We start from the raw sequence: 16,757 nt of genomic DNA, 5'->3' as shown, positions 1-16,757 counted from the left end.
ACCTGGCCTTCTCGGTCCGCACGGTCATGTTTCACGTGAAACATCCCGCGGATCCTGGCGTGAAGGCGGGGATTGTCACCCGTGCAAGTTAGAGTGGATAGTCCGTCGTTCCCCGTCGGAGACCGTCGAAAGGAGTGGATGTTTCACGTGAAACAGTCCTCGAACACCTCGACTGCTGAATATGGCGTGGACACCCCACTCGCGCGAGAACTCGCGGATCTGACAGCCCGCCGCAAGGCGCTCGAGTCGGTGACGGTGCGGTTCGACGGTCCCACGCGGATCTTCACGATCTCGAATCAGAAGGGTGGCGTCGGCAAGACGACCACTGCGGTCAATGTCGCATCGGCGATGGCTGAGCTCGGGGCGAAGGTCCTGGTGATCGACCTGGACCCGCAGGGGAACGCATCGACAGCGCTGGGTGTGCCGCACACGGCCGATCTCCAGAGCATCTACGACGTGCTGATCAGCGATGTCCCCTTGGCGGAGGTTGTGCAGGTCAGTCCCGAGTCACCGAACCTGTTGTGCGCACCGAGCACGATCCATCTCGCGGGAGCCGAGATCGAGCTTGTCTCGCAGGTTGCTCGCGAGCATCGACTCCGCACGGCACTGAACGACTATCTCTCGGCCCACCCGACCGACGTCGTGATCATCGACTGCCCACCGTCGCTGGGGCTCCTCACGATCAATGCGTTCACGGCAGCCACGGAGGTCATGATTCCCATCCAGTGCGAGTACTACGCACTCGAGGGATTGAGCCAGCTGCTGGGCAACATCCGCATGATCCAGAAGCATCTGAATCCCGATCTCACAATGTCAACGATCCTCCTGACCATGTTCGATGGTCGCACGCGGCTCGCGCAGCAGGTCGCGGAGGAGGTGCGCGGACACTTCCCGCACGAGGTGCTCGACACCGTGATCCCACGATCGGTGCGCGTGTCCGAGGCGCCGAGCTTCGGACAGACGGTGATCACGTATGACGGACAATCGGTGGGCGCTGTCGCCTACCGCGAAGCAGCAGTGGAGATCGCCCGTCGGGCGAACGACGACAACGAGAAGAGGCACTGATGGCCAAACGCACGGGACTCGGCCGGGGGATCGGAGCACTCATCCCCACTTCGGACGCCGCAGAGCGTCCGGTCGACGTGTTCTTCCCCGGTGCGCGGGTTACCGAAGCGGTCAAGGAGTCCGCCCCGGTGGTGAACACCGAGGAGCCTGCCGAACTCGTCGCCGTTCCCGGCGCACGTCTGATCCGGGTCGATCCGCATGACATCGTGCCGAATCCCCGCCAGCCGCGTACGCACTTCAACGAGGATGACCTCGCCGAGCTGGTCCACAGCGTGCGGGAGTTCGGCGTGCTGCAGCCCGTCGTGGTGCGCGAGAACGCCGAGGGCAAGTACGAGCTCATCATGGGTGAGCGCCGGACACGCGCTGCGCGTGAAGCCGGACTCGACTCCATTCCCGCGATCCTGCGGGAGACCGCGGATGAGGACCTTCTCCGAGACGCGCTGCTCGAGAACCTGCACCGCTCGCAGCTGAACCCCCTGGAGGAGGCATCTGCGTACCAGCAGCTGCTGGAGGACTTCGGCATCACTCAGGAGGCGCTGGCGACGCGGATCGGACGCTCCCGACCGCAGGTCAGCAACACCATCCGTCTGCTGCGTCTGCCGGTTCCGGTCCAGCAGCGGGTCGCAGCGGGTGTGCTCACCGCGGGGCATGCGCGCGCGATCCTCTCGCTCGACGACGCCGAGCTCATGCAGCGCCTCGCGGACAAGGTCGTGAACGAGGATCTGTCGGTGCGGGCCACCGAAGAGGCGGCGAAGACGATCGCCGCGTCGGGCGCCGTGGCGAAGTCTGTCAGGCCGCAGGCCGGTGCGCGACGCGCGTACCTCGACGATGTCGCCGGCAAGCTCGGCGATCGCCTGAACACTCGCGTGCAGATCGCGCTCGGTGCCAGGAAAGGCCAGGTCAAGATCGAGTTCGCCTCGATTCAGGATCTGAATCGAATCCTCGCGGAGATCGGTGAGGAAGGATTCGGCTCCTAGCAAACCCTGAGCCCGGATACTCGTACGGCCCGGAAGGCATTCGCTGCAAGCGGATCCTCTCCGGGCCTTCGTGTCCCCGGGGCCGCGTAGGCTTGTCAGGTGACTGGATCTCCGACGCGGCGTGCGAGCCTTGAGGTGCTCCGTGCCGAGGCGGCGGATGAACTGGCGGTTCTGGTGCAGGAGCGGCTGCTCGGGGGAGAGGACCCGTGGGCCTTCATGGAGGAACTGCCCAGCGTCGATGAGCTGGTGGTGTTCCTGCTCCGCGCCGACGAGATCGTCGAGAGTGGGGGAGTTCGCCCGGACGAGGCTCGGAATTTCGATGTGCTGCGGCGCATCGCTCTCGACTATCCGGAGCTGACGTCGATCGTCTGGGGATTGCTCGGTGACGGGCCCAAGTACCGGCGCTGGGATCTGCTCACCGACGATGCGCGTTCCTCGTAGCGTCCCGACGTTTCACGTGAAACATCGGTAGCTCGGTGGCAGCGGCAATGGGATCCCAACCCCAGCGTGAGTGACGGGTTTCCCGCCACCCGGATCCAACGCTCGCATCGATGGCGGAAGTACCTAGGGGAACAGCCGCGCGAGACTTCCGTGTGATCGGCGCCGTTTCACGTGAAACGTCCGTAATGAGGACTCGGTATGCCGCCGTTACGGCGGTGGGCTCCACCGAGAGCGCTGGCACAGCGATGGGTAGGCACCCGTCGGGTGTGGAAAGTATGAACCGAGTCGTTTCACGTGAAACGGTGCAGTGGGGAAGTGAGGGGTAGCGATATCCCCCGAGCCCTGAAATGCGGGATCACTGCGGGAGAGTGCCACAGGACACGACGAAGCCCGCCCTCCAGCGGAGAGCGGGCTTCGTCGTGATCGGGGGTCAGCCGAGGAAGGCGGACAGATCCTGCTCGAGGGCGAACTTCGGCTTGGCGCCGATGATCGTCGTCTTCACCTCTCCGCCCTGGAAGACCTTCATCGCCGGGATCGACGTGATCTGGTACTTCATCGCGAGGTCGGGGTTCTCGTCGACGTTGAGCTTGAGGATGGTGATCTTGTCGGGGTTCTCCGACTGGATCTCGTCCAGCACGGGCGCGACCATGCGACACGGCCCGCACCATGCGGCCCAGAAGTCGACCAGAACGGGGCCTTCGGCCTGAAGCACGTCCTGCTCCCAGGTCGCCTGGCTGGTTGCCTTGGCAGTCATGATTCTCCTTGTTCGTGTGAGCGTGTGATGCTCGGTGATGTCAACAGCGAGAGGGGCGGAACTGTTCCCGCCGTCAGGCGAGCGCCGGCTCCGCCTCGGTCCCGTCCGAGAGTGCGGCGAGGAAGTGCTCGACGTCGAGTGCGGCAACCGTTCCGGAACCCGCAGCGGTGACGGCCTGACGGTAGGTCGGGTCGATCACGTCGCCGGCGGCGAAGACGCCGGGCACGGAGGTGCGGGAGCTGCGCCCGTCGACCCAGATCGTCCCTTCCGGAGTCAGCTCGAGCTTCCCGTGCACGAGGTGCGTACGCGGGTCGTTGCCGATCGCGATGAACAGGCCGTCCACGGGCAGGTCGGTCGTGCTGCCGTCGACCGTGTTGCGCAGACGCACGCCCGTCGTCGCATCGTCGCCCAGCACCTCCTCGACCGCGCTGTTCCAGATGAACTCGATCTTGTCGTTCGCGAACGCGCGCTCCTGCATGATCTTGGACGCACGCAGGGTGTCCTTGCGGTGGATGACGTACACCTTGCTGGCGAACTTGGTGAGGAACGTGGCCTCCTCCATCGCCGAGTCGCCGCCGCCGACCACGGCGATCGTGCGCTCTCGGAAGAAGAAGCCGTCGCAGGTGGCGCACCACGAGACGCCGTGACCGGAGAGCCGGTCCTCGCCCGGGATGCCGAGCGTGCGATAGGCGGAACCCGTCGCGTAGATCACCGACGCGGCCTCCAGCACCGTACCGCTGCCGAGCGTGACCTTCTTGATCTCACCGTCGAGATCGAGCTCGGTGACGTCGTCGTAGAGGACTTCGGTACCGAACCTCTCAGCCTGCTCCTGCATCTTGGCCATCAGGTCGGGACCCTGGATGCCCTCGGGGAAGCCCGGGAAGTTCTCGACCTCGGTGGTCTTCATCAGCTCGCCGCCGACCTCGACCGAGCTCGCCACGAGCACCGGGTTCAGGTTCGCACGCGCTGCGTAGATCGCCGCGGTGAATCCCGCAGGTCCCGAACCGATGATGATGACCTGTCGCATTGCTTCTCCTTGCTGTCGCACGCTTCAACACATGGTACCGGCGCGGCATTCCGCGGAGCTGGTGGCTTGCCCGGGCGGGGGAGTGGCGCACGCCGGCAGGCGCGACAGGCAGAGCGGCAGGGTGGAATCAGTCCGCGACGTCGATGACGCGCGTGATGCCGAACACGGGAGAGAGGGCGCCCGACGAGAGGGCAGCGACGTCATCGATGAGCACGGTCTGGTCCGAGGGCCGGATCCAGAGCGTGAACGACGCGGCAGCGCCGTACGCCACCTCGCCGAAGGTGGATCCGTGCGTGGCCGCCCAGTCGCGAAGAGCGTTGTCGATCCGGCCGGCGTCGCCGTGCGGCACCTCGATCCTCGCCTCCAGGAGCTCCTGCCGATGCAGCAGCACTGCGTCGTCCAGCGCCTCGGAGACCGCGGTCGAGTAGGCCCGGATGAGGCCGCCGGCACCGAGCTTCACCCCGCCGAAGTAGCGCGTCACGACAGCGACCACATCGGTGAGACCGCGCCGGCGCAGCACCTCCAGCATGGGCATCCCCGCCGTGCCGGAGGGTTCACCGTCGTCCGAGGAGCGCGCCTGATCGCCGTGGAGACCTGTGATCATCGCCGTGCAGTTGTGCCGGGCGTCCCAGTACTGCCGGCGCACGGCGGCGATGACGGCGTCTGCGTCATCGACCGAGTGCACCGGCGCGACGCGCGCGATGAAGCGCGACTTCTTCACGACGAGCTCGCACACGATCGGCGCCGCGAGCGTATCCGGATAGGAGCGCGTCATGACGGGGCCGGCTCAGCGGCTCGGCACGACACGGCGCACGAGGCTCTTCAGTGCGTCGAGCTCGGGGGCGCGGAGCAGGGCGAGGATGCCGATGTAGACGATCAGCACGACCGACGCGACGATGGCGCAGCCGAGTGCGGCGGGGATCCTGTCCGCCGTCGTCCAGCCCTTCGCCCCTCCCAGCAGCAGGAAGACACCCCAGCCCGCTGCCGCAGCGGGAATCGCCGCAGCGAGGAAGCGAAGAAGGGCGAGGATCCATTCGCGTGCACCGATGCCGTGGAGACGACGCGAGAGCAGCACGCTCGCGACGATGGTCTGCAGGATGCTCGAGAGGGACTGTCCGAGGGCGATCGTGGCCGCCAGGAGCGAGAGCGGCACCACGCCCGCCTGGTGGAGCAGCTGCGCTCCGAACGCCGTGGCGACGATCAGCACGCACTGGAAGATCGTGAAGAAGAACGGCGTGCGCGTGTCTCCGAGGGCGTAGAAGGTGCGCTGCACGATGAACAGCACGGCCAGGGGGACGAGGGCCACCAGGTACCCGACGAGGACAGGTGCAGCCATCTGTGCCTCGTGGCGATCGTCGGTGAAGATCCGCGAAGCCGGGACGGCGGCGGCGAGCACGGCTGCCAGCGCGCCCACGAGGAAGAAGCCCAGGGTGCGGATGCTGCGCGCGATGTCGGCACGCACCTCCGCGATCCGGCCGGCATGCGCGTGCTCGCTGAGCTGTGTGAAGTAAGGGGTCCCGATCGAGAGCACGATCACCGAGTACGGGAGCATGAAGATCAGCCAGGCGTTGTTCATCACGGTGATCGACGGGTCGTGCCCCGACGCCTCGATCGCGATCCGGTGCTGATAGAAGCCGGCGGCGAGGCTGGACAGCGCCATCAGCATGGTCCATCCGGCGAGCCTGACGATGTTGCCGAGGCCCACTCCCCGCCAGCGGAAGTCGATGCGTAGAGCCAGCCGGGTGCGGGGCCAGAACGCGAGGAGCACGGCTGCCTGCAGGACGATGCCGAAGGTCGCCGTGCCGCCGAGCCAGGCGATCCGCTCCGGCGTCCAGTCGGTGATCTCGGTGAGCGGAGTGCCGAACATCGCCCCGATCACCAGGAAGCCCGCGATCGAGATGATGTTGTTCACGACCGGGGCCCACGTGAACGGACCGAAGATCCGACGCGCGTTGAGGGTCTCGCCGATCAGCGCGTAGAGCCCGTAGAACAGGATCTGCGGCATGCACCAGTATCCGAAGGCGATCGCGAGCGCGCGCTGCGCCTCTGAGACATCCGGGGAGATGATGAGCGAGACCAGCCACGGCGTCGCCAACGTCGCGACCACTGTGGCCGCGACCAGCACGACCGTGCCGGCGGTGAAGATCTTCGAGATGAACGCGCTGCCGCCGTCCGCGCCTGCCACGGCTTTGACGATCTGCGGCACGAGAACGGCTGTCAACACGCCGACGGAGATCAGGGAGAACACGTCGTTCGGGAGCTGATTGGCGATCGCGAACGCGTCCGGAGCCGAACCGATGGCCCCGATCACCCCCACCAGCACGATCGTGCGCAGCAGACCCGTGATCCGCGACACCATCGTTCCGGCGGCGAGCAGGGCGCTCGCGCGACCGAGGCTATTCATGGGTCTCCTCGCGGGCCGGCTCGTCCATGCCGTCTGCGGCATGCTTCTCGTCGGCCGCCTTGCGGCGCCGGCGGATCGTACGGAAGATGCCCGCGCAGATGAGCAGAAGACCGAGCGAGCCGAAGACGATGAGGCCGATGGTCTCCCACTCCGCACGGATCGTCAGGCGCGTGGTCCGTTGCGGTCCGATCGCCACCCCGGTGGGGCTCGTCAGCGACATTGTCAACGAGACGTCGGCGTTCGCCACGTGAGACTCGAGGGGAAGACGCACGCGAATGGTGCTCGAAGGCTGTGCCTGGACATCGGTGGCCGCGGGCACCTCGATACGGGCATCGCTCGCGACGACGTTCAGCCGCACGTGCACCGGGTAGGGCAGCTCGTTGCGCACCCACACGGGCACGTCGACCTTCGGGCTGATCAGGATCGGGTTGGAGGGCTGTATCCCGACCGCGTCCATCGTCTTCTGCGTGGCCGTCCGGTGCGCGCGCAGCGCGTCGGCGAAGTCGGCGGGCTTCGTGTGCACGCCGACGCCGAGCAGGCGCATGATCGAGATGCGCTCGCGCACCGTGAGATCCGCAGGGCGCTCGAGAATCGTGGCGAACTGGGCGAGGCGGTCAGCGTCCTGGTTCAGCGCGAGCACCGCGGCCGCGCGATCCTCCGCCGACTCGGTCGCAACCGTCAGTTCGACGGGAGTGCTCGACAGCACGCGATCGAGGCGCCCGTCCTGTCCGCCGCTGAACGCACTGACCGCATTGGTGAGGCCCTGCTCGGAACGACTGTCGGCACGGGAGAGGCCGGCGAGGACCGTCGAGCCGGGGGCGTCGAACCACAGCATGGCGTTGGCAGTGAGGAGTGCGCCGCCGCGGGCGGTCGCGTCGGGCTCCCCGGCCGCGGCGCTCAGCGCACGGGAGACCGCGTCGTCCGCAACCAGCACCGTCGTGCCGTCCACCGTGCCCCGGGAGGCGACGGCAGCGTCCTTCGCGCCGGCCGTGAAGCTCGTCGACGGCAGGATCGGCACGGTGCCCGCACCGTCCGCGCCGTAGTGCGACATCGTCGCCACCTGGGCGGCGGTGAGCTCACCGCGCGGCCAGAGGATGTCGGCGCGTGCACGGGCGACGGCATCGGCCGCCGCGTCGGCGGGCGGTGGGGTCGAGCTGTCGCCGGCGGACGTGGGTGTCGGCGTCGGAGTGGGTGTCGGTGTGCCCGCCGGGCCCAGGAACGGGCTGAAGTCGTCGACCGTCATCGGAGTGGCCAGCCCGGCCGCCGCCTGGGCGGTCGCATCCGCGTCGCCGAACTGCAGGGTGAAGCGCTCGTTGGGCAGTGTCTCGAGCCGGGCCAGCCACGCGGTCGCCGTGGCCGGCGCCGAGGTGCCCAGAACCCGGATGGCGGCCACGATCGACGGGTCGATCGCCAGCACGGCCGGGGTGCCGGCCACGCCGTTCAGCTGCGCGGTGAGCGCCCCGGCGGGCGCGGTCAGGGCGGTGAGCTCTGCGGCGCTCAGCAGATCGCCGGCGGGCGCAGCCGTGATCGGTACCACGGTGACGACCGTGGCCGGCGCTCCTTGCGCGACGATCAGAGCGCTGCGTGTGTCGGCGGTCGGGGCCGGGGCGCCGGTCGACGACGCGGGGGCCTCGAATCGGGCGCGCAGCGGATACACGCCCGGCGCGAGGGCGCCGATGTCGGCGGCCGGCACGACGACCTGGGTGCGTGAGGTTCCCTCGGCGTCCAGCACCGTGGTGCGCACGTCGCCGATCGCCGCGAGCGCCGGTGCGTCGGCCGAGCCGTCCAGCCAGGCGGTCACCGCGCGCCGATCACCGAGCGCCGTGCGACCGAGCTCGAGGTGGACGGTGCCCGCGCCGAGACCCGCCGTGGCGTCGTTGCGCAGGGTCAGGGTCGCCGTCAGCGGGGAGCCGGAGACGTATGAGCCGTTCGCCTCGGGGAGCAGGGAGAGCTGCACCCCGGCATGCTGCGGGGTCTGCGTGGGGCTCGGCGTGGGCGTGCTCTCCGCGATGGCGGGAGAGGGGGCCGCGAGTGGCAGCGCCAGTCCGAGGGCGACGACGAGGGCCCCTGCGGCGCGGCGGAGGCGCAGTCGGAGAGGGAGGTTCGCTGTCGTTTTCGTCGTCATAGGGGATCCGTCGAGCGCACGCGGCGCGGCGAGTGCTGGCCTTGAGATTCTAGGCGGCGCGTGGCGTCGATCCCTGGAGGCGGGCAGGACGCCCGCATCCACGGGTGCGCGAGTCCCGCGCCGCGTAGGCTGACGCCGTGGTCCGACACCTGACGCCTCGCCCCGATCCCCTGCTGTGTGCGGCCCTCGCCGCCGACCTGGATGCCGCGGATCTGCGTTCCGAGCCGCTGCGCGCCGCCTGGGGTGCCGAGGCGGACGACGCGCTCGCACGGGGCATCCGCTCTCCTCTGCTGCGCGCCATCGCCGACCGCACCGACGCCCTGGCGACGCTCGGCCGCTTGTTCGTCCTCGGCATGCCGCAGCCGGAGGCGGATGTCGCCTCTGCGCTCGCCCGCACCGGCGTGGACGGGGTGGAGGAACTGGGCCTCGCGTATCGCGAAGACGGGCAGGTCGTTCCTGCGGCGCTCATCCGCCCGCAGTCCTTCGTCGACGCCGACGGCGTGGGGGAGTGGTGGATCGCGAGCGACCTGGACGAGCTGGCGCTGCACCACCTCGACGCCGACGGCGTGCTTCCGGCCGATCACGTGCTCGGAGTCGGCGGCGCCTCGCGGACCCTGGCCTCGATCGTCATGCCGATCGAGGTCGAACGCGCCCTCGATCTCGGCACCGGCTGCGGGATCCAGGCGCTCCTGGTGTCGCGGCATGCGGGGACGGTGGTCGCGACCGACATCTCCGAGCGCGCGCTCGCCTACGCCGAACTGAACGCGATGCTTGCCGGCGTGCACAACATCGAGTTCCGCCGCGGCAGCCTGTTCGAGCCCGTGGCCGACGAGAGCTTCGGGCTGATCGTCTCGAATCCGCCGTTCGTGATCACGCCGCGCGGCGCCGGCGTGCCCGAGTACGAGTACCGCGACGGAGGTCTCGTCGGCGATGCGCTCGTCGAGGCGTTCGTGCGCACCGCGCCCGCGCACCTTGCTCCCGGAGGGTCGGCCCAGCTGCTCGGCAACTGGGAGTCGATCGGGTCGGCGCTCGGGCTGCGCCGCCTCGAATCGTGGATCGACCAGGGTCTGGACGCCTGGGTCGTGCAGCGCGAGACGCTCTCGCCGCTCGGCTACGCGGAACTGTGGATCCGGGACGGCGGGACCACGCCGCGCGATGCCGCGTTCGAGCCCCTGCTGGACGCCTGGCTCGACGACTTCGCGGCCCGCGGGGTGACGGAGATCGGCTTCGGCTACGTGCTGATCCGCCGGCCCTCCGATGCAGCGGCGACCTCCCCCGTGCTTCGCCGCTTCGAAACGGTCACTCAGCCCGTCACCAGCGCGGGCCGCGCCTTCCTCGACGGCCTCGCCGGCCACGACGCGCTCGCCGACGGCGTGCCCGACGTGCTGCTCGTGGCGCCGGATGTGACCGAGGCCCGCCACCACATGCCGGGTCAGGATGCGCCGAGCGTGATCGAGCTGCGTCAGGGCGGCGGCTTCGCTCGCACCGTCTCGGTGGATCCTGCGCTCGCAGGATTCGTCGGCGCCTGCGACGGCGAGCTCACGGTGACGCAGATCGCCGCGGCGCTCGCCGACCTCTTCGAGGTGCCGCTCGCAGAGCTCTGGGCTGATCTCGAACCGCGCCTTCGCGCGCTGGTGACCGACGGGTTCCTGAGCACGGCAGAGGAGAGGACGCGGAATAATGCCTGAATCCATGCGTTCGAATAGATCATGAAGGCTTTCGGATTCCTGTCCTTCGGGCACTACGGCGACGTGCCCGGATCGGCGACGCGCACGGCGGGCGACATGCTGCGCCAGACCATCGAGCTCGCCGAGGGGGCCGATGAGATCGGCGTGAACGGCGCGTACGTGCGCGTGCACCACTGGGCGCGGCAGGCCGCGTCGCCGATGCCCCTGCTGACGGCGATGGCCGCCCGCACCCGCCGCATCGAGGTGGGCACCGGCGTCATCGACATGCGCTACGAGAACCCGTTCCAGTTCGCCGAGGAGGCGGCCGCGCTCGACCTCATCGCCGACGGCCGCATCGCCCTCGGGGTGAGCCGCGGCTCACCCGAGACGGCACTGCGCGGCTACGAGACGTTCGGCTTCCACGATGAGGAGGATCCGGAGCGGGGCGGCGTCATGGCCCGGGAGAAGTTCGACCTCTTCCTCCAGGTCATCGACGGGGCAGGCGTGGCACCCGGCGACCCGCGGATGGTGGGCGCAGGCCGCTACCTGGCGATCGAGCCGCAGTCGCCGACGCTCCGCGACCACATCTGGTGGGGAGCCGGTTCGCGGGCCACGGCCGAGGAGACCGGGCGCAAGGGCCTGAACCTGATGAGCTCCACGCTGCTCACCGAGGCGACGGGTCAGCCGTTCCACGAGCTGCAGCGCGAGCAGATCGACCTGTTCCGCGCCGCCTACAAGGAGGCCGGCCACACCGGCGCGCCTCGGGTGTCGGTGAGCCGCAGCGTGTTCCCGCTGGTCTCGGACCAGGACCGCGCCTACTTCGGGCTGCGATCCGAGGAGAACCACGACCAGGTCGGGGTGATCGACGGCTTCCGCTCGACGTTCGGCAAGACCTACGCGGCGGAGCCCGACGTGCTGATCTCCCAGCTGAAGCAGGACGAGGCGGTCATGTCCGCCGACACCCTGATGCTGACCATCCCGAACCAGCTCGGGCCGGAGTACAACCTGCACGTGCTGCAGGCGTTCGCCGAGCACGTCGCGCCGGCGCTCGGCTGGAAGCCCAACACCGAGGGTCCCGTGCAGGGCGACCCGGTCTGAGTCCCTGCGCCCGCCCGCGATGCTTGCATGACCCTGCGACGCCTGCAGGACCGGATCCACGGATCCGTCCGCAGGCGTCGCGCGGTCCTGCAGACGTCGCAGGGGATGGGGGCGTCGCGCGGGACGCTGCACGGCATGGGGGACCGGGGCGCCTCAGTCCCCGTCGGGAGGACCGAACAGGTTCTTCCCGTGCTTGTGCAGCAGGTTGTACGCGTCGATGAACGTCTGCGGCTGCTGATCCTCCGGCAGGCCGTAGCGTGCCAGGAGCAGCCCGAGCAGGCCCTGGGCGGGCGGGGTCAGCGGCTTGCCTGCATGTGCGTGCGCGGGATGCGGCGGCTTCGCCTCGGGGTTCGGCGGCGTGTACAGCGATGTCGTCACCGGCCAGTCGGCAGGGTGTCGGGGCTTGTCGAGGTTGATCAGCGCGAACAGGTCGTTCGCCGTCGCGTCGCGCCGGGTGAGCGGCTTCAGGCCGTGCAGCCGCGTGAGCGTGGCGATCACGGATCCGTGGTGCATCTGGTCGTTGATGATCGTGCCGCGGCGCGTGTAGGCGGACACCGCGATCGCGGGCACGCGGCAGCCGAGCCGGTCGAACCGGAAGCCCATCTCTCCCGCCCCGGAGTCGTCCGGCGGTGCGGCCTTCGGGGGCACGACGTGGTCGTAGGTGCCGCCGTGCTCGTCGAAAGTGATCAGCAGCAGCGTGTTGATCGCATTGGATCCGTTCGGCGACTTGCTGGTGCGGACGGCGTCGTAGATGTCGTGGATGAGATCGTCGCCCGCGCGCACGTCCGAGAACGCGCTGTTGATGATGTCGGATCCGTCGACGTCGCTCTCCCTGCGCGCCCCGAACGGCGGGTGGAAGTCGTTGTGGTTGTAGATCATCCGAGGCTCGATGAACGCGTAGGCGGGCAGCTCGCCGTGCTCGACGTCGGCGTAGAAGTCGTCCATGGTGCCGAAGTGCTCGGTGCGCCAGAACTTCTCCAGCACCGGCGCGTGCAGCACCCCCGTGAACGAGACCATCTGCAGCTCATCGAAGTAGATCTTCCAGGTGAGCCCGGCATCTTCGAGCCGGTTGAAGATGGTGGGCGACGTGGGCGCGTTCAGCCACTTGTCGTAGTCGCCGCCCTCGTGGTTGGTGACGAACCCGTGCGAGGTCGAGGCGTTGAAGAAGGTGCGGTTGCAGAACGTCTGCGACGGCACCGCGCAGAACCAGTGGTCGAAGACGGCGAACTCGCGAGCGAGCGTCGACACGGTCGGCAGCATCTCAGGAGAGAAGGAGCCCATGATGCGCTTGCGCTCCTCATCCGTCGGCTCTTTGCCGTGCCTCAGGCGCATGAGGTTCACCTGGTAGTCGGTGACGAAGCCGCTCATGGTCGGCTCCTCGCCCTCGCCGGGGTGGTTGTACGGGGCGTGGAAGCCGTCCTCGTAGAGGAACGCGTTCTCCGCCGGGTTGATCGTGTTGTACAGCTGCGTGTTGACGTGCGGGTACATCTCGCCCGGATCCGGATCCGGCCACGTCATGATCTGATCCGTCGGGCCCTCGTAGACATGCGCGTCGTAGCGCACGCCGTCGAGCTCGTTGTAGTACTCGCCGAAGGCGAGACCCTCGAAGTCCTTGCCCTCCGGCAGGTCCTCCTTCGTGTAGAGGTACCCGAGCAGGTTGTCGAAGGAGCGGTTCTCGCCCATCACGACCACGATGTGGTCGAAGCCGGGAGCGTGCCGGGGTGCGAGTGCGCCGTAGTCGTCCAGTGCCTCGGCGAAACCGGCGCGCTGCCCGAGCGCATAGCCGGCCGCCGCGCCCGCGCCGCCGCCCACGACCGCACCGGCGGCCGTCAGTCCGCCGATGCGGAGGAAGTCCCTTCGGGAGCGTCCTCCGGTCTTCGCGCCGACGCCGTCTTCCGTGCCGGTGCTCTCCGTCGAGGCGGCTCCGCCGGCGCCGCTGCTCTCGTCGCCGGATGCCGGGGGGCTCTGTCGTCTGGCCATGCGGCGATCCTACTGAGGGCCCGGACGGGACCGCGGGCGGCGGCAGACGGGCCGCGACGGGCCGAGCGCGGGCCGATCCTCGCGGAGAGGTCCGGATAGGGTCGGGGGCATGGCGGAATCGATGGACTACTCGACCGAAGCGCAGGTGCGGCGCATCTCCGCCGACTTCGCGCGGCGGCGGGCCCGGATGTTCCTCGCGTTCGCGTGCGTCGAGGGGCCGGTGCTGCTCGGCGCGATCGTGGTCGTGTACGTGCTGAAGCTCGTGGATCCGCAGTTCGGCGTGTGGATCCTCCTCGCCGTGGCACTGCTCAGCGGGCTCTGCCTGAGTGCGCTCGTCATCGGCCACGCGAGGGCCGAGCAGCAGGCGATCCGCGATGTGGGCGGTACGCCGTTCCCGCCGTCGGGCGGCCCGACCTTCTGACGGCCGGCGAAGCACCGACGGTTCCCGGGCTCCGCTCGGCGGTCGCCCCGCCCGCCCCGGTACCCTGGAACCCATGCTCAACATGGCCGATTCCCTTGCGCGCCTGAGCGCCCTCGCCGAGGATCCGGTCGTCCGGATCCTGGCCGACGCGTTCTCGGACGCCGGGTTCGACCTCGCCGTCGTGGGCGGTCCGGTGCGCGACGCGCTGCTCGGACGCGCCACGCACGACCTCGACTTCACCACGGACGCCCGTCCCGACGACATCCTCCGCATCGTCGCGCCGATCGCGACCGCGCACTGGGACATCGGGCGCGAGTTCGGCACCATCGGCGCGCGGGTGCAGGGTGAGCAGGTCGAGATCACGACCTACCGCGCCGACGCCTACGACGGCGTGACCCGCAAGCCTGTCGTGGAGTTCGGCGACGACATCGACGGCGACCTGGTGCGCCGCGACTTCAGCGTGAACGCGATGGCCTTCCTGGTGCCGCAGCAGCGACTCGTGGATCCGACCGGGGGAGTGGAGGACCTGATCGCCGGGATCCTGCGCACGCCGACGGATCCGCAGGTCAGCTTCGGCGACGACCCGCTGCGCATGCTCCGTGCGGCCCGCTTCAGCGCGCAGCTCGGCTTCGGCATCGAGGAGCGCACGCTGGCGGCGATGGCCGAGCTGCGGCCGACGCTGTCGATCGTCAGTCCCGAGCGGATCCAGGCGGAGCTGATCCGCCTCCTGCAGTCGGATGACCCCGTGCGCGGCATCCGCGTGCTGGTCGACACCGGGCTCATCGACGAGTTCCTGCCCGAGGTCACCGCGCTGAAGCTCGAGATCGACGAGCACCATCACCACAAGGACGTGTACGAGCACTCGCTCACCGCCCTGGAGCAGGCGATCGCGCTGGAGCGGGTGCGCCACCCCGACGAGCCCGCCGACGCGGTCCTGCGTCTCGCGGTGCTGCTGCACGACATCGGCAAGCCGCGCACCCGCAGACTCGAGCCCGGTGGCGCGGTGAGCTTCCACCACCACGACGTGGTCGGATCCCGGCTCGCGCGCAAGCGCCTGCAGGCGCTGCGATTCGACAAGGAGTCGACCGACGCCGTGGCGAAGCTCATCGAGCTGCACCTGCGCTTCTTCGGCTACGCGGAGGGCGCGTGGACCGATTCCGCCGTGCGCCGGTATGTGCGCGACGCCGGAGACCAGCTCGAGCGCCTCCACATCCTCACCCGTGCCGACGTCACGACCCGCAACAAGCGCAAGGCCGCGCGGCTCGCGTCGGCCTACGACGACATCGAGCAGCGCATCGCGGCTCTGCGCGAGCAGGAGGAGATCGACGCGATCCGTCCCGAGCTCGACGGCAACGACGTACAGCGGATCCTGGGGATCCCGCCCGGGCGCGAGGTGGGCGAGGCCTACCGGTTCCTGCTCGACCTGCGCCTCGACGAGGGCGTCATCGGACCCGAGGCTGCCGAGCAGCGCCTTCGGGCCTGGTGGGCCGCACGGGACTGAGGTCGTCGCCCGCATCGACCGGATGCGCGACGGGGCCGACGGTGCCCTGCCCGTGGTGTTCGCCGCGCAGGGCGGCTTGGACGAGGTGCGTGAGGTCGATCGAGACGATCCGAGGTTCCGTCACGTCTCAGCCCGCCGGCGTGGAGGTCGCTGAGGGACCGGGGGTCGCGGCGGACGGCTGCGGTGTCGGGGAGGCCGTCGGCGGCATCGTCGCACCGGTCGTGGGCGGGGGCGTCACCGTGAGGGCGCGATCCGGCGCGCGCAGGAACGGAGGCTGCGGCGCGATCGTCGTCGACGGGTCGAGCTGACCCGTCTGGTCGTCGACCCGACCCAACTGCAGCGGGTAGACGTTCCAGACCGGCCGCCCCTGCGCATCCCGATAGGGGAGGGTCGTGGTGCCGCTGTCGCCCGGGCCCCAGAACGCCGCGGCGCTGTCGTACTGATCGCTGTCGCGTCCCATGAGGTTCAGCGGGGTGCCGCGGTTCGTGTACACCTGCGCGCCCTCGATGGGTGTGCCGTCCTTGTCGTAGACGAACAGGTTCACGACGCGATCCCCGTCGAGGGACAGGCCGGGCGCCGGCTGATTGACGACCTGGACCGTGTCCCGATTCGTCACCGCCGTGAGGAAGGTGCCGAGGGCGATAGGCAGGATGAGGAGAGCGATGACGCTCACGATGGTGCGGATGTGCTTCAGACGATTCCTCGGCAGCCAACGGCCACGCCCCCATTGCACGCTGACCACCGTCAGCAGGATGAGGAGCGTCCACGCGAGGATCCGCGTACCGGGCCATCCCTGCGTGAGCATCGTCCAGATTCCGTAGCCGAGCAGCACGCTCACCACGGCGAACATTCCGAATCCCCGCGCGAGCCACCACAGAGGCCGGAGCGCGCCCAGGACTCCCAGGATCTCGACCCCTGCGTGAGAGGACCGGATCCTTCCGACGCCTCGTCCCGCGGCGCCGGCGACCCGCTCATGCCAGGGCGTCCTCGTCGGGGCGACCGCGGCGGCAGCACGCTCGGGCAGTCCCGCCGCGCTGCGCAGCTCCTCGGCGTACGCCGCAGGATCGCCGAGCTCGATCGCGCCGCCGTTGTCGGCCGCCTGGTCGGTGAGGTCGCCGACGAGTCCCTCGACGAGGTCGTCCACCTCATCGGACGGCAGATCGGCGAGCTGTGCGCGGACGGCGTCGGCGAAGATGCGGATCCGTTCCGCGGCGGCCAGGGTGGTGTCGTTCATCGCTGCGCTCCTTCGGAGAGGATCCCGGTGGGTTCGGCGGGGGGATGGAACAGAGGGCGGGTC

The 16,757-nt window shown here is 69.3% G+C and carries 14 protein-coding genes; 7 read left to right on the top strand and 7 right to left on the bottom strand.

All coding sequences use genetic code 11. The features are described from left to right. The first annotated feature begins 138 nt into the window (after window positions 1-138). The 3 genes from RL72_RS07530 (at window position 139) to RL72_RS07520 (ending at window position 2,483) form a co-directional block, all read left to right on the top strand. Entirely contained in the window at window positions 139-1,065 is a 927-nt protein-coding gene (locus RL72_RS07530) for a ParA family protein (RefSeq protein ID WP_045250212.1), read from the top strand. Beyond that, complete coding sequence (locus tag RL72_RS07525) at window positions 1,065-2,042, top strand: ParB/RepB/Spo0J family partition protein (protein ID WP_045250211.1); 978 nt, start codon at window positions 1,065-1,067, stop codon at window positions 2,040-2,042. The genes RL72_RS07530 and RL72_RS07525 overlap by 1 nt, the downstream gene beginning before the upstream one ends. A 99-nt stretch (window positions 2,043-2,141) precedes the next feature. After that, window positions 2,142-2,483, top strand: coding sequence for a hypothetical protein (locus RL72_RS07520; protein WP_045250210.1), 342 nt, complete (start codon window positions 2,142-2,144; stop codon window positions 2,481-2,483). A gap of 430 nt (window positions 2,484-2,913) precedes the next feature. On the opposite strand, the gene trxA is transcribed toward RL72_RS07520, so the two are convergent. From trxA to RL72_RS07495, 5 genes are all read right to left on the bottom strand, one after another. After that, on the bottom strand, window positions 2,914-3,240 hold the full coding sequence (trxA, locus tag RL72_RS07515) for a thioredoxin (protein ID WP_374700547.1): 327 nt from the start codon (window positions 3,238-3,240) through the stop codon (window positions 2,914-2,916). 70 nt (window positions 3,241-3,310) lie between these two features. After that, window positions 3,311-4,264: a thioredoxin-disulfide reductase gene (gene trxB, locus RL72_RS07510; protein ID WP_045250208.1), complete on the bottom strand. Its 954-nt coding sequence runs from the start codon at window positions 4,262-4,264 to the stop codon at window positions 3,311-3,313. Window positions 4,265-4,391: 127 nt separating this feature from the next. After that, the gene (locus RL72_RS07505) at window positions 4,392-5,039 is read right to left on the bottom strand and encodes an IMPACT family protein (RefSeq protein ID WP_045250207.1); all 648 of its coding nucleotides are present in this window, start codon (window positions 5,037-5,039) and stop codon (window positions 4,392-4,394) included. A 12-nt stretch (window positions 5,040-5,051) separates the two neighbouring features. Next, window positions 5,052-6,668 carry a murein biosynthesis integral membrane protein MurJ gene (gene murJ, locus RL72_RS07500; RefSeq protein WP_045250206.1) on the bottom strand — a complete coding sequence of 539 codons (1,617 nt, stop codon included), beginning with the start codon at window positions 6,666-6,668 and terminating at the stop codon, window positions 5,052-5,054. After that, window positions 6,661-8,793: a DUF6049 family protein gene (locus RL72_RS07495; RefSeq protein WP_045250205.1), complete on the bottom strand. Its 2,133-nt coding sequence runs from the start codon at window positions 8,791-8,793 to the stop codon at window positions 6,661-6,663. Before RL72_RS07495 ends, murJ begins: the two co-directional genes overlap by 8 nt. 137 nt (window positions 8,794-8,930) lie before the next feature. Here RL72_RS07495 and RL72_RS07490 point away from each other — a divergent pair, with 137 nt between their 5' ends. Both RL72_RS07490 and RL72_RS07485 read left to right on the top strand, forming a co-directional pair. Then, window positions 8,931-10,481, top strand: coding sequence for a DUF7059 domain-containing protein (locus RL72_RS07490; protein ID WP_248700410.1), 1,551 nt, complete (start codon window positions 8,931-8,933; stop codon window positions 10,479-10,481). 21 nt (window positions 10,482-10,502) lie between these two features. After that, entirely contained in the window at window positions 10,503-11,558 is a 1,056-nt protein-coding gene (locus RL72_RS07485; RefSeq protein WP_045250204.1) for an LLM class flavin-dependent oxidoreductase, read from the top strand. A gap of 153 nt (window positions 11,559-11,711) precedes the next feature. Here RL72_RS07485 and RL72_RS07480 read toward each other — a convergent pair whose 3' ends face one another. Then, complete coding sequence (locus RL72_RS07480) at window positions 11,712-13,538, bottom strand: alkaline phosphatase family protein (RefSeq protein ID WP_082072245.1); 1,827 nt, start codon at window positions 13,536-13,538, stop codon at window positions 11,712-11,714. A gap of 109 nt (window positions 13,539-13,647) precedes the next feature. On the opposite strand from RL72_RS07480, the gene RL72_RS07475 reads away from it, so the two are divergent. Beyond that, window positions 13,648-13,959, top strand: coding sequence for a hypothetical protein (locus RL72_RS07475; protein ID WP_045250203.1), 312 nt, complete (start codon window positions 13,648-13,650; stop codon window positions 13,957-13,959). A 73-nt stretch (window positions 13,960-14,032) separates the two neighbouring features. Further along, window positions 14,033-15,460 carry a CCA tRNA nucleotidyltransferase gene (locus RL72_RS07470; RefSeq protein ID WP_045250202.1) on the top strand — a complete coding sequence of 476 codons (1,428 nt, stop codon included), beginning with the start codon at window positions 14,033-14,035 and terminating at the stop codon, window positions 15,458-15,460. Between the two features lie 127 nt (window positions 15,461-15,587). Here RL72_RS07470 and RL72_RS07465 read toward each other — a convergent pair whose 3' ends face one another. After that, the gene (locus tag RL72_RS07465) at window positions 15,588-16,694 is read right to left on the bottom strand and encodes a hypothetical protein (protein WP_052674248.1); all 1,107 of its coding nucleotides are present in this window, start codon (window positions 16,692-16,694) and stop codon (window positions 15,588-15,590) included. Between the last annotated feature and the right edge of the window lie 63 nt (window positions 16,695-16,757).

Origin of the sequence: Microbacterium azadirachtae (genome assembly GCF_000956545.1) — a bacterium.
Lineage (GTDB): Bacteria > Actinomycetota > Actinomycetes > Actinomycetales > Microbacteriaceae > Microbacterium > Microbacterium azadirachtae.
Note: the sequence above shows the minus strand (reverse complement) of the source record. Positions and strands in the feature narration are given on the sequence as shown.